The sequence below is a fragment of the Legionella quinlivanii genome, from assembly GCF_900461555.1.
In the GTDB taxonomy this organism is placed as follows: Bacteria; Pseudomonadota; Gammaproteobacteria; order Legionellales; family Legionellaceae; genus Legionella_C; species Legionella_C quinlivanii.
Genome location: NZ_UGOX01000001.1, coordinates 1,480,165 through 1,493,667, shown reverse-complemented (window position 1 = coordinate 1,493,667; position 13,503 = coordinate 1,480,165). Strand labels below are relative to the sequence as shown.

Here is a 13,503-nt window from a genome sequence, read left to right as displayed (position 1 = left end):
ATTGCCGCGCTTCCCATTAATATTGAGTTAATCAATAAAGCCTATACTAGTATAAAGTCCTTAACCTGATTGTCGGAATATGTCCCAGATAGTTCCCACTACTTCTGAAGCGATAGCTAAAAATGCCTGCGCTTATGCAAGACATTTTATCAAGATGGGCTCCACCCAACTGGTAAATAATGAATACACTATCTTACAGAAACACGAGCTGCAAAAATACATCGCTTTATTGCGAAAAGCTTGCCGAGCCTTTCCCGATTATACGCTTGAACTCGATAGGGAGATTCAGCATTTCTATCAAACCATAGAGCTTTGTAAAAAACTGTCACTGGGTAATTGCCATGAACTTGCATTAATGGCGCTTGATTACGTCGTCAATTACACGCCGCCACAAATTAATGCGGAGGTATATCATATCAAAGGCGGCGATCATGTCTTTCTGGTCATAGGACGTCAGAAAGATAGCACCCCTGATAAGCCCGAAACCTGGGGAGAGCAAGCCTATATTTGCGATCCCTGGGCAAATGAGGTCTATCCTGCAAGTGACTATTTAAGCAGGACAAAAAATTATTATCGTGTAACTGATAAAACAACTGGAAACTTCACTAATCATATTGAAGATTTTAATCCCTCAAAACATAGTTTTCATCCTATAAAAGACTCCAATTCAAGTTACATTCGAGAAGCGCATTCTGAAAAACATATTGAACAAGTGATGCGAATTTTTGAGACCAAAACCAAAATAATACTTAATGCAATGGATCAATTAGAAAAAAGCCTGATGAACATTGCAGATAAAATTGAGAAAAAACATGGGGAGTATGATGATAAAAGAGCTGTTATTCTCAAATTAATCTCCAATATTCAGGCCGCAAAAATTGATATACAGGACAACTTAAATAACAGGGATAATAAAGCAGAGTATCTTGAATTACGAAGCCTGCTGGAAAATAAGTTAAAAGTCTCTTTAAGCCATTATTCTCGGGCAGTTCAAATGTCAAAAGAAGACAAAACCATTCTCTCTCGATATCGTGATGGAGATTCACTTAAGTCAAGAATGCAAAGCTTTTTGAATATCGCACCAGAAACTGTTTCTAAAACAACTGATGCCATTGAAGAATCACAAAACGAAATCACCAATGCCATCAATTTGGGACGTTAATCATACTCCCGGGTACTGCTGAGAGCAAGATACCCGGGTTCTTTGTCAAATAGTACTGCGCGACTGATAGCCTGATTGCCGGCTCAGAATTTGCTGCTGACGCTCAGCCTGGCTTACCCAATGAGTTTCAGGGGGCAGAATCGACGGTAAATCCGAAATTTTTACCAATTGGCTAGTAATAGCTGGCCCCTGACCCTCCGTGTTGGCTGGAAGATTCTGCCAGCGAAGCATCATCGTTCCTTCATGGAGACCGGATGTGCTAATCCAGTTGTATACACCAGGATCCTTCAATGACAGCACAAAACGATAGCGTCCATCGGTATCAGCCATTGCTTGCTGATTATTTAAACTGCATACTACATTTCCAGGATCGATAGTAATGGTCCATGGACCAGTCGCAGGCGCAATGAAATAGTTGGCACCGCCCATATCGACTGTTAATAATAAGGCTTCATCATCCTCTATTTCAAAATGCCCAAACGAACTTGCCTGACTGACCAGAGTTCCCAAATCATCCGATTGCTCGGGCTGTTTGAAAGTGTTAACCGGATTGAGCTTGGTCTTGATACCCAAAGCACCTACCCCGTAAAAAAAGATAGATTCCGAGATATTCTTTATCGTCTCCAGATAAATTCGGGTGTCTGATCTTGGCGTTTCGCCAGAGATGTCATCAAGCAGTTCAACCGATAAACTATCCGGCTTTTGAGCCTGCCAATCTCCGAGACTATTGCGTACAAATAGCATCACCGCATCATCATTCGATTGAATATGATTAATTCGACCATCTGCTGGTTCACTATCAATCGTGATTTCATAATTTCCATCAGCATCGATTTGTAATTCACTATTAGTGAGCAATGCCACTGTACCCTGTGAATTGGGATTACTGATTAGAGAGAAACTGGCATCCGCAAGACCAGAGGGCTCCCGGTGTCCATGTATTTTATAATGTAAGGAACCATCTATGGGAATCGTGCGGTAAATAACATCCGGATTATCATAACTGTATCGTCCGCCAGGCACATCAAGACCAAACCATTGACGCGGGCCGCTATCCACCCAATAGACTTTGGGGAAGTAGGGATCAGAGTTAACTGCTTTTTGAATGGAACTAAATATCAGTTCATCGACCATCGGTGACAACAAAGGCTTTGCTTCACTACTGATTATAAGTCCATAAGCCAGAGCATAAACCGCCTTGGCTTTGATGCGAAACAGCCGAAAGCTATTATTCTGATATATTTCGATAGCTTTCTCATCGAGAAGTTTCTGCTCTGGGGTTGCCAAAGGATTACCGGCATACAGGGGAAAAGCCAGGGCAAGAGATGTTAGAAATACAGCAGGGCTTTTCAAGTGTGAAATAATATTCATTGAGCTTCCTTAATCTATTGAACATTCAGAAACTAACACGTTTTTATTCCAAGTCCAATTTAAGGCGTGTTTTTTTAATCACTAGGGCTAGAATTAAAGAGAAAGATTAACTTGAAGAGCAGCATGGAAAAAAGTTTCCTCGAATTGGAAATATTAAAAAGCGATAAGTTAAGAACGACCATTCTGGCTATCGTTTTTGCATCTCTTTCGCTCATGTGGACCTTTTTTGTAATTTTTTATCCTCAGGAATATATTAAAATAATGCACGGATTACCTCTAGCCGGATTACCTGGCGGCTTGGCTTTGGTTGCGCTTTATTTTCTTTTTATGAGACAAATGATTTGTCGGCATATTAAATATCAAAAACCATTTCCTGGTATTTTTCGCTATTTGACTTCTTTTTTAGAAGTGAGCATCCCGACGATTGCCATCATCATTTTATCTCACTTTCAAACGCCTGTTTATGTCCTTTTGATGCCGCCTGTCCTGGTTTATTTTATTTTTATTATTCTTTCTTCATTAACCTTAAATGAATGGATTTGTCGGTTTGCAGGGCTGGCCGCAGCGATAGAATATATTGGACTTTACTGCTACGCACCGTTCTGGAGCAATTTTCAGGAACTCGATCCCTTTCTGACAAGCTGGTACAGCTTTGCCGGCCGCGCTGCGCTGTTATTTATTGCAGGCATTGTAACCGGCTTTGTAACCGCTCAAATCAGAAAACAGTTAGGTGCAGCCTTTGAGGCTCAGAAGGAGCGCGAACGAATTGAGAGTATTTTTGGACAGCATGTTTCTCCGGAAGTAGTTGCCAAATTACTATCAAAAAATGCCAATGCCAGTGAATACATCCCGGTGTGCGTCATGTTTCTCGATATCAGAAACTTTACTCATTTTACGGAACAGAATGAACCCGCTGTGGTGGTTAGCTATCTGAATCAGCTTTTCAATTATATGGTTGAAATCATTCATGATAACAAGGGAATTATTAATAAATTTCTGGGGGATGGTTTTATGGCGGTATTTGGGGCGCCCATCTCCAGCGGTAACGATATCGCGAATGCCATACAGGCGGCCCAGGACATCGTTAAACGGACTGATGAAGAAAGTACCAAAGGCAACATACCCAATTTCAAATTAGGTATCGGCCTGCATTTCGGCTATGCTGTAACAGGCACTATTGGTACCGAGCGGCGGCTCGAATATACCATCATGGGAGATGTGGTTAATTCAGCCGCTCATATTGAACAATTGAATAAAACCTACAACACCACCGCCCTGATTTCTGAGGATGTAGTGAATAATTTACCCACCATCCAGGCTGAGTTTATCGGTAATGCTACTTTAAAACACCGTGAAGTGCCGGTGAAATTATATAAACTGGTTTAACCCTGATGCGCCATACCGCATCAGGGCTTCTTTTAGCGGCTTCGCCGCATTGCAATAGCCAGAAAAATATAAGCCCAGCCATCAACCATAAGCTCCACCGCAATGAAAAGACCAATCACCCATAAGCCGCTGATTGGCCATTGCATAATGATCATTACACCCAGAGCAATAGCGATAATTCCAGCTAAAACCAATATAAAAGCAGATGAGCCTTTAAGTGTGGATGCCATAATAAATCGGCTTAAACCAATTACGATCAAAACCGTGGCCAACATCAAAGTAATCAGGCTGGAGGCAAGAAGAGGATCATAAATCACCAGACCGCCGCCAACGATATAGAGAACAGCAATAAAGGCATGCCAGATGACTGCCCGCCAATGCTTTGATTTGAACACATCAACAATTTGTGAGCATCCGGCGATGATTAGCAAGATACCTAAAAAAAGCATACTGGCCAAAGTTAACCCAACCACCATGCTTAAACCAATTGCTCCCAGCAGCACAAAAAAGATACCCAAAGCCATAAGCCATCCCCAACTGCGGCTTGGCTCATTGACAGCTCTGACTTCCTGTTTCTCGGTTGACATACAATATCCTTATTAATCGTTTATCTTTTTTACAGATGAAGTAAAAGCATGACTGCTTTTCAATTCATTTCGCCTGTTAAGAAACAATAACATAACTAATGGACCAAGAACCATGATTTAAAGACGCTGATTCACATCGACACGAGTAAATTAACGACAACACAGCTATTATAGAACCTGCTGCTAACCAATATTCAACTCTTTTAATTTACTTTCTACACAACTTCCAGGAAACTATCTTTTGCAACTCGCTCAGGGAGTTTTACCAAGGGATAGGGAGAAGTGATGCCGCAAGAATCTGATGAGCAAATAACCACCATTGAAAATGGCTCAAGCTACAACACTTTTAACACACCCACAAGTTCTCGAAATTATTTTGGACGCCTTAAACAGTACGCCAGCACGCTGAATCTGACTAATTGTCTGCCAGCTTCCGACACACTAAAAAGCTATGTTCCTTCCTGGTCTTCGGTAGCTTACGGATCAGCGGCAATACTTACCACCCTGCCTTTTCTGCCTTATTGCTTCACCTCCAGGCCACAAGCCATCAGCGAAGAATGGTGGGATTCGAAGTCCAGGACTGATAAATGGTTTCTAATCATCAATGCCATAATCTTTATGAGCATTGGAACTGGAACGCGTACTCGTTACTACCATGAAATGGTGGATAATTTAAAAAAAATTCTTGGTAGTTATTTTGGAAGTCTCAGCGGTTTTTCCTATCGAACGGCTATCTTGCTAATCTCTGCCATTTCAGCAATGCCAGCAGCCGCCTTAGGCTATTTCGGAGCAATATGGGCAGGAACAATTGCGGCTATCTTCTCCTCCCTATCGAGCTTTGCTAACACCTGTGCTTTGCGTATTGTATTTATCCCCAATTTTATTCAAACAATAAAAAACTGGTTTGATGAAGATCGGATTTTTCAAAAAGAGCTCGCTTATCAACTCAGTTGTATAAAACCGGAGTCTCTTAGCGCAATAAATAGTTGGATTACTGAAGAATTTTCCAATAAGGAACTTGATGAGCAGCTCGTTAAAATCATCGTAAAACGAATCTATCAGCAGGAGTTAGCAGTCCTGGATGTCGGCGAATCACATTTTTATAAACCAGGAGTTCTCGCAAGAGCTATGGATTGCTTTAAATCCTGTATTCCCGCAGGAGTTTCCGGCTTTTTCAGTATTTCCTTTTTCTTGTTAATCAGCCAGGCTGGTTTCGATGGATTTAAACTTTTCTGTCAGGCACTTAGCGAACGCTGCACAGTCGATGACTTAAAATATATTGTTAAACTAAGTGTTTCATTTATTCCCGGATTAACTGCCGCTATCGTTGCATTTATGTCCAGCAACAATTTTTTCCAGCAGATCATTAAAGATGTTTACCGGCATATTAGCAATAAACCCCGTGATGTGATTAAAGTGCTAGTGATTGCGGGATGCTGTTTAATTACTGCCGTGGCCTTGTATAATGCAGCAAAAAGTATTGCTGACAAACCCAATTTATATCAAATTAAAACTGAGGCAGAAACCTTTGAACAACTAATGTATCTGCATTCTTTCCTGACAGGTAATTACTCTGTCGGTCTGATTCTGGATTTAGGTGCCTGCCTGAAGTTGGCAGGACTTACCGAAACGCAGAATAACACACCAGATGTTAAAGCGGTCGTTCACTGGCTAAATCGAAAAGAGCTATCCTCTGCAAGCGTTTCAAACATCAGAGAACATGGTTTTTTTTCTCAATCCCGAACAAAGCAGCTTTCGACAGCTGACGTTGAAATGCAACCTGTGGCCGCATGTAATTTAACAGGACCATTGCAAAGATAGCTTCTGATATCTTCGCTCACACTGAAGAGCAGCGCCCCATCTCGAAAACCTTGCAATCAACATCTGCAGAATTTTCTCTGTTTTTTTCCAGCCGATTATTTATTTCAATAAATGTTCGGGCCGCTTTTTTCAAGTCAATGTCTTGCGTATTTTTGTTCAAATAGATTTTGCCTCGCTTGCCAAAATGCCTGTGAGAAGCCAATGCTTTCCTCACCTCCAGATTATTAATAAACATGTCGCCCCTACGCTCGACTGAGACCTTGCGGATAGCGTCCTCTATCCTGTCTGCTTTGGCATTTTTTCCAATAGCAAACCAACTTCGGGCTCCTTTACGCAAATCGAGGATCGCTAAACAAATCTCCTGGAATTCAGTTGAGTTTAAACTTTTCAGAACATTATCCAGGCATGTTTTAATTTTGCTGATATCAGTAATTGATTTTGCGCCATCAATTAGTTGCCGCTGCCTATCGGCATACTGTTGCATTAATAGATCTTTCTGACCCCCTACATTTTTTTCCTGAATGGACTTAATAAGCCGGCCACATTCCATCTTCATCGTTTGAAAAAGCGCTTCATCCAAAGCCTCTTTCCTGGAATCCCTCAATTGTTTATCCGCACTCGCTTTTCCTGATAACAATTTGCTTTTTAATTCCTGAGCTATAAAAACAGCCTGCGAAATAATTTTTTTTGTATGTTTTTTTTTCTCAGAGGATGCTGAGTTCTCCTGGGTTACTTGTTTGTTAGGAGTAACCATACGCTCCTGCCTTAACTGATCCGTTCTATGATCAATGGCTGCAATTAGTTTAAGTATGGCTTTTGTTCTGGCTAGACGTACAGCCTGCTCCTGAACTACGCGCTGCAGCATTAGCTTTAACTGCAGTAATTGGCTGTATAGCGTTTCAGCATTATTATTCCCGGCCATTTTCCTCAGGAAAATTTTGATCTCTAGCTTATAATTGTTGACCTTATCCTTTCTTGTGGTGCTAAAAAAATAATTAAACCCTTTATTAAACTGATCCTCATCACTGGCCAGTAAGGAATCCAGTTGCTTCAGCCACTTGTTAATCTTTTGGTTCTCTGGATGAGACAGATGAAGAAAGGATTGGATTTTTTCTCTAAGATTTAAATTGCCAGGCTTATTGATTTTTTCTAGTTGTTTCATAGTGACAAACCGCCCTCATTAAAAGGTTATAGTTAGTCATGACTACATGGTCGATAATGACCCAACATGTATTTTTAATAAAGCAAGACATCCAGGCACAAAATAAAATACTGGAAAAATCTCAAGTCACTGAAAATAAATGTGATATTGTTATAATGATAGCAGTAAAAAAAAATTTGCAATTATTTTTTTATATATACAGGGAAATTCATGCAAAAAAAGCAGCAGTTTGTTTTCTTCTTAACTTTTCTACTGATTTCTGCCGCTTTTTCCAGAGGCCCAATCGAATCCCGGCTTCAGCATATTCTGAATAAAAATCTTAACTCCACAACTCCTGGCGCCGTTTTGCTTGTTTCCAGCCCAGAAACAGGTTTGCTGGTTATTGCGGCAGGTCAATCCAATTATCAGACCGGCCAGGCTATGAAAACCAGTAACAATTTTCGTATTGGCAGCATTAGCAAGACTTTTTTGGCAGTCAGCTTGCTAAAGCTGATTGAGGAGGGAAAACTAAGCCTTGATAGCAAAATTTCCACACTTCTTCCCAATAGCGTTGACATTGATCGCATTCCGAACGGCCGCCTGTTGACAGTGAAAAATCTAATGCAGATGCGAAGCGGCATACCGAATTATGTTGAATACGATAGTTATTATCGTCTGATTGAAAAAATGGTCGGCCAACAATGGAAACCCGAAATGCTCATCAGGCTTATATATGATGAAAAGCCCAAATTCAGTCCCGACAGTTCTTACGAATACAGTAATACCAATTATTTATTACTACAGTTAATTGTTGAGAAGCTGACCGCCCACTCCTATGCGGATTTATTCAGAGAACAAATTCTGACGCCGCTCCACATGAAGGATAGCTATGTGGAACAAACGGACAACGACACCCTTCGCTTAATTACCCGGGGCTATACACTGGCAGAGAAACAACTCATTGATGTGACCTATCTTAATGATGGTTTTGGTCTTGGGGATAGCGGCATGATTAGCACGGCCAATGATTTGGAACAGTTTGTAGCTGCCCTGCTCAGAGATAAAAATCTACTTTCTCCAAACTCTTTAGAGAACATGTTAACCACAAAAGACGACTATGGACTAGGCATTTATCGGGAGCAGATTGGCGATGAATGGGCCTGGACTCACAATGGGGCCACGTCAGGTTTTCAGGGAGAGTTTTATTATTTTCCGAGAGAGCAGTTGATTATTATCATACTCACCAATTCATTCGATACCGATATCATTGAAAAAGTGGTTTATGACAGCTATCAGTTATTGAAGCGAGAAAGGGATTAAATAAAAATTCCCGGTCGCTCTCACAACCGGGATTCAATTCTAAAAGCCTATCAATACATCTCATAAACAGCAGGAGTAACCTCAACAGGCGCTTCATTGACCACAGTCACCTCTTCATAGTTTGTGGTTTGTACAGGCGAGCAACAAGTATTAGTCACAACCGGGCGGCGAACCACAACGGCACTGGTACAGCAGTTGGTTTTTACGACAGGCCGTTTAATCACTTTTGTGCAACAATTACGTACAGGCACGGGTTTTACAACAACCGCATTACAACAGCTGGAAGGGGTATAGACGGTATTTACATAGTCTGTGGTTGGAATATAACCACATGCGGTTAAACAAAGAGCGGCAGGTAACAATAATATTCCTTTCATGTTGGACTCCGTTATTTTTCCATTAGCTAGCTTAAGTGTATAGCATGGTTATTGATAATTCAATTTTTGAACAACTGGTAGAATTATAACCCCTTAGGCCTGAAGAAGTGAGGTCTCTCAAACTGACGCACATAATCTGCATCATTCACGCGCGGTATTGTGGCGTAAATAAAAATAGATGTGCAAAAGATCGTCATTGCGAGCGTCAGCGAAGCAATTAAGCATAACCCTCCCAGAGCTTGATCTGGATTGCTTCACTTCGTTCGCAAAGACTACAGAATAGCAGCTTTCAGCCAAATCACCGCTGGATTTCCTCCTGCGCGGAAATGACAGCTATGCGCAGCTTGCCGTTGTAGCCATACTTTTCACACTCCGCTCAATATTCTCCACAAAGCCCATTCGGGATGTATTCGTGAAGAAAGCTGAGGCGTAGCCATCTTTAATCTTGCTGTAGGCTAGTTTGGCAATTAATGCCAGCCCCGCTGAAATTACGGAGACAAATATATTTCCCAGCAATGGTTGCCACGTATTTCGCCGTTCGCTCATTGCATCGTCCTGACTATGCAAGTGAAGACGAAAATCATCTTCAAAAGCGCGATACGTCTGTTCATCAACCTTGCCAGAATCAGTAAGTACTGATTCATTATCCATAAGAAACTCATCAACTCGCTGTTTCAATTGACAGGCCAGAGTACTCGCCGTTTCCGCTTTTGCCTTATCGTCTATTGCAAGCTTTTCGGAATAAGCCTCCATAGCATTTATGGACGAATAAAGAACATCAATTTTTTCGGCTGCATCAGCATTAACCGCGCGAATCCTTCCTAAAAGCGCATCTCTGTCCGCAAGAACTCTGGGTATAAACACAAATGGCTTTTCATAAGTGGCAGGAACCTGCTTGCGATATTCTTTAACTGCAAGCGTTAAACGATTCAGCAAAGGTTTGAAATGAACACCACTGTAAGCTTTACCCCTGGTGTTGATTAAATCAAGAAGAGATTGGCTATCCCCTGTCGCTTTAAACTGAGCTAATTGTTTTTCCAGACACTCAATAAAAAGTGTACGGCTGGATTGATCGGCACTATTGAAAAAATCCTTGGTATGATGTCTTTGGTTTCGCTTGGACAGGTATTCCTGCAGCTCAAGGTCAAAATCTGCAAAAATCTTGCTCCTAAGTATTAGTCTTTCACGGATAGTATCCGCGACTGCCATTTTGCTGGCAAAAACGGGGACAATTGCTTGCTGGTGCTGTTGAAATCTTTCAATCTGTTCATGCGCATCAATCAATTCGGGATTCAATTGCTTGAACTGGTCCTGGAATACTTGAAGACTATCAGGAGAAAACTGGAACAAGTTAGTTTTATGCAGATCCAGAACATGTTGTTTGTTTCTATAGTTCTCAATGACTTCATCATTCGCATCAAAATCCAGTCGGTATAAATCTTCTTTCGTTTGTGCAGTGAGCTGTTTATGCATACTCGCCAGCAGTGCGTCAGCAATTTCATTGAGCCTCAAAGATACTGGCTCAAACTGCTCTGTCAAATTTTTCAGGTCCGCCAGGGCTTGTTCAGCCAGGATTGGTTTGTGTTTTGCAATAAAGCTTATGCGGCCAGTACAGCCATTTAATGTGGATTTCAAATCATTGAATTGTTTCAACTGCTCATTGAGTTCATCAAGATTCAAATGGCCGCTTATAACAGCTTCTATTTTGCCAAGCTCGCCCAGTAAAGGCGCAAGCAAATCACTTTGTTCGCTCAACTCAAGTTTGAAATAGGTCTCCACTTGCTGATCGGCTGCATCCTTTAGCGCTTCGATGGACTGCAGATTTCTATGATAGGGGGATTGAGGAGAAATTGTTTTTTTGAACTCATCCATTTTCTCAAACAAAGATATCACATCTTCAAAATATAAGCTGACGCCATTTTCCTGAAAACCATTGAGAGCCATCAATCCATTCATTTTTTCAACGAGACTCTTGGCAGCATTAAAAAAACCGATTACAGAAGATAATGGGCGTTGCTCTAGCTCTAAATCATCTAATTGTTTCTTTTGGCCATCAAGAGTTAAAGTCAGTCTACGATCTTCTTCGCCAGATGCATTGAGAGATTGATTAACCGCATTAAGCGTCTGAATCTCTTTATCCCCTTCCTCAATCAAAGCGCTGATTTTAAGCTGTTCCGCTCTGACTTTGGCATATTCCAATTCTTTTGAACCGATAAGAGCATATAGCTGTTCCTTTTTCTCAACCTGATAGTTTGTTGAAACAAATCCCAGGCGATTCACTTCAAAAGTTTTGTCACCAATGACGGACAAAAAATAATCCAATCCGGATAACTTTGCTCCTTTCACATTTAACACATTCAGCTTGTTAATAGCGCTAAGCGGGAAATCCCCCTTCCCACTATTATTGAGGCATTGCATAACGGCAGCGATCAGAGTCTCTTTGTATTTTATGATCTCTTCCCGTTCATTTACTTGTTTACTCAGAGCCCCTTTCCACTGCTCAAACTTTCTATTGGCATCAGAGACATTCTGGAAGTTGACTTTAACCACTTCTGATTGCTGGGGCTGGCTATTTACCAGGATGGAGGGGTACACTTTTTGCCCCAGTCTATTCATCAGTTGATAATACTGAACTGAAAGGCCGGCAACTTCATCACGCAGTTTAGATATAGAACGCTCAGTCTGATTTTTCTCGGAAGAAGCAGCCTCTATCTTCTTTTTGTTTTCTTCAAATATTGCTATTAAATCATCAACACTGGCATTGGCTAAACGCTCATCCGCTAACTTTTTAAGTTTAGCTTTCTCTAACAATTTTAAAAGTTCAGAGCTGTTTTTACATACAATCGATTCCTGTTCCTTTATGCGGTCCTCACACTGCCTCATCTCCATATGCAGCTCAGAATATGCAGGATCTTCATCGAGAGTACTTTTGCTTTGATTAAGTAAGTATTTTGCATTAGCGAGTATTTTCTGATGTTCTGCAAGCAATACAATCTCCCTTTCATAAATCTCTATGCTTTCTGCAGAGGGGGTAGATTGCTGCAATTGCGGGATTTTATACTCATTGAGCTCAGTGATAGAAAGTGCAATCCTACCCAATAGCTCGTGCGCTTCTTTAATTGTATTAAGCTGCTTTAGCTTTTTCTCATGAGCGCTTTTGTAAGTATTAAGTGCGCTGTTGATTACATCTTTGCCTAATCCAAGATATTTCAAATATTTATCATTGGCATGAATAGTTTGACCCATGGCCGCATAGCTAAACTGGCCTTTATTTTCTTCTTTGTTTTCAGCTTCCGAACGGGGGGTATGAGAGACTATTAATAATGCGAATGCTTCTGGATTCAGGAAAGACACCAGTTCATCCAGGACTAGAGGAAACTTTGCAAGCATTATGCTGATTTCATTAAACAGTTCGAAAACAACAGGATCATAAATTCTGATTTGATAGCTGCCCTTGATCCCTAAGGCATTGTGGAGGTGCCAATAAAAAGATCCGTTCTCTTTCAATAAACCGACATCCAGCTGCCCCTTAACAAAATAGGCTGAGAAATCAAACGAATCAATAGCTGAATCTATTTGTTTCAAAGAGTGTTCAAGACTGAAATCAGGTATTTTTTGCCAGTGGGTAAGAAAATTATGCGTTGAAGCTTTGATATTCTTTTTTAATATCTCTTTAAGGTGGCTTATGTGTTGTTCATCGAATTTTTGAGAACTTAGCAAGGATTCAAGATTACCGTAAATATTACCCAACAAATTATAATCAGGGTTTGCGCTTAAGTATTCAGTATCCTTAAATAATTTTTCGGCTTGTTTTCCCAATTTACGTAATGCGAAAATGCCGGGCGACTCACCTTTGTCAAACTTGGGTAAGACTACCTCGGTAAGGAAATCAAAAGTTTGATTTATAAGCTTAATCTGAGTCAGCGAAAATTCTTTTTTCAAATCCGTGTCAGCCAGGCTGATTTCACCCATTCTATTTTTGGAAAGAATCTCCTGTCGACGTTTCCTGAACTCGGAGATCAAATTACCCAATAAGCTAGTTTCAATGTCAGTAAATGGGAACATAACGCCTACATCTCAGATTATTTGGGGTTAATAATAACCCAAGAAAATTAAGCTAATATTAAGTATGTGATGAACAATTAAATAAACAATAGTGTAATTTCCGCGTAGGCGGAAATCCATGTTGCAAACAAAGTCAGGGATTATATTGAGAAATAGATTCACTCCTATGCGGGAAGGCATTGTTGCGTAAAAGAACCAAGCCACAAACATGTCGTCTTTGCGAACAAAGTGAAGCAATCCAGTTCCAAACCTGAACAAAGCCAGGATCTGGAT

Annotated in this window: 9 protein-coding genes; 4 read left to right on the top strand and 5 right to left on the bottom strand. The window is 40.8% G+C overall.

The genetic code is table 11. The annotated features are described in order from the left end of the window. Window positions 1–79 precede the first annotated feature (79 nt). The gene (locus DYH61_RS06385) at window positions 80–1,162 is read left to right on the top strand and encodes a hypothetical protein (protein WP_058506623.1); all 1,083 of its coding nucleotides are present in this window, start codon (window positions 80–82) and stop codon (window positions 1,160–1,162) included. A 45-nt stretch (window positions 1,163–1,207) separates the two neighbouring features. On the opposite strand, the gene DYH61_RS06380 is transcribed toward DYH61_RS06385, so the two are convergent. Then, window positions 1,208–2,533, bottom strand: a complete 1,326-nt coding sequence (locus tag DYH61_RS06380) for a DUF1214 domain-containing protein (RefSeq protein ID WP_058506624.1) — start codon at window positions 2,531–2,533, stop codon at window positions 1,208–1,210. 123 nt (window positions 2,534–2,656) lie between these two features. Between DYH61_RS06380 and DYH61_RS06375 the strand changes: the two genes are divergently transcribed. Further along, on the top strand, window positions 2,657–3,919 hold the full coding sequence (locus tag DYH61_RS06375) for an adenylate/guanylate cyclase domain-containing protein (protein WP_058506625.1): 1,263 nt from the start codon (window positions 2,657–2,659) through the stop codon (window positions 3,917–3,919). A 32-nt stretch (window positions 3,920–3,951) separates the two neighbouring features. Here DYH61_RS06375 and DYH61_RS06370 read toward each other — a convergent pair whose 3' ends face one another. After that, window positions 3,952–4,506, bottom strand: a complete 555-nt coding sequence (locus DYH61_RS06370) for an HdeD family acid-resistance protein (RefSeq protein WP_058506626.1) — start codon at window positions 4,504–4,506, stop codon at window positions 3,952–3,954. A gap of 285 nt (window positions 4,507–4,791) precedes the next feature. Between DYH61_RS06370 and DYH61_RS06365 the strand changes: the two genes are divergently transcribed. Further along, window positions 4,792–6,327 (top strand): hypothetical protein, encoded by a 1,536-nt coding sequence (locus tag DYH61_RS06365; protein WP_058506627.1) that lies wholly within the window; start codon window positions 4,792–4,794, stop codon window positions 6,325–6,327. Window positions 6,328–6,343: 16 nt separating this feature from the next. On the opposite strand, the gene DYH61_RS06360 is transcribed toward DYH61_RS06365, so the two are convergent. After that, window positions 6,344–7,489, bottom strand: coding sequence for a hypothetical protein (locus DYH61_RS06360; protein WP_058506628.1), 1,146 nt, complete (start codon window positions 7,487–7,489; stop codon window positions 6,344–6,346). Between the two features lie 210 nt (window positions 7,490–7,699). Between DYH61_RS06360 and DYH61_RS06355 the strand changes: the two genes are divergently transcribed. Continuing rightward, entirely contained in the window at window positions 7,700–8,788 is a 1,089-nt protein-coding gene (locus tag DYH61_RS06355; protein WP_058506629.1) for a serine hydrolase domain-containing protein, read from the top strand. Window positions 8,789–8,838: 50 nt separating this feature from the next. On the opposite strand, the gene DYH61_RS06350 is transcribed toward DYH61_RS06355, so the two are convergent. Together DYH61_RS06350 and DYH61_RS06345 are read right to left on the bottom strand one after the other, a co-directional pair. Then, entirely contained in the window at window positions 8,839–9,165 is a 327-nt protein-coding gene (locus DYH61_RS06350; RefSeq protein WP_058506630.1) for a hypothetical protein, read from the bottom strand. 333 nt (window positions 9,166–9,498) lie between these two features. Continuing rightward, on the bottom strand, window positions 9,499–13,230 hold the full coding sequence (locus DYH61_RS06345) for a hypothetical protein (protein ID WP_133129074.1): 3,732 nt from the start codon (window positions 13,228–13,230) through the stop codon (window positions 9,499–9,501). Window positions 13,231–13,503: the final 273 nt, after the last annotated feature.

What these genes read in the sequence shown, in the direction of transcription:
- DYH61_RS06385 (WP_058506623.1), top strand. Translation starts at nt 80, where the DNA reads ATGTCCCAGATAGTTCCCACTACTTCTGAAGCGATAGCTAAAAATGCC.
- DYH61_RS06380 (WP_058506624.1), bottom strand. Translation starts at nt 2,533, where the DNA reads ATGAATATTATTTCACACTTGAAAAGCCCTGCTGTATTTCTAACATCT.
- DYH61_RS06375 (WP_058506625.1), top strand. Translation starts at nt 2,657, where the DNA reads ATGGAAAAAAGTTTCCTCGAATTGGAAATATTAAAAAGCGATAAGTTA.
- DYH61_RS06370 (WP_058506626.1), bottom strand. Translation starts at nt 4,506, where the DNA reads ATGTCAACCGAGAAACAGGAAGTCAGAGCTGTCAATGAGCCAAGCCGC.
- DYH61_RS06365 (WP_058506627.1), top strand. Translation starts at nt 4,792, where the DNA reads ATGCCGCAAGAATCTGATGAGCAAATAACCACCATTGAAAATGGCTCA.
- DYH61_RS06360 (WP_058506628.1), bottom strand. Translation starts at nt 7,489, where the DNA reads ATGAAACAACTAGAAAAAATCAATAAGCCTGGCAATTTAAATCTTAGA.
- DYH61_RS06355 (WP_058506629.1), top strand. Translation starts at nt 7,700, where the DNA reads ATGCAAAAAAAGCAGCAGTTTGTTTTCTTCTTAACTTTTCTACTGATT.
- DYH61_RS06350 (WP_058506630.1), bottom strand. Translation starts at nt 9,165, where the DNA reads ATGAAAGGAATATTATTGTTACCTGCCGCTCTTTGTTTAACCGCATGT.
- DYH61_RS06345 (WP_133129074.1), bottom strand. Translation starts at nt 13,230, where the DNA reads ATGTTCCCATTTACTGACATTGAAACTAGCTTATTGGGTAATTTGATC.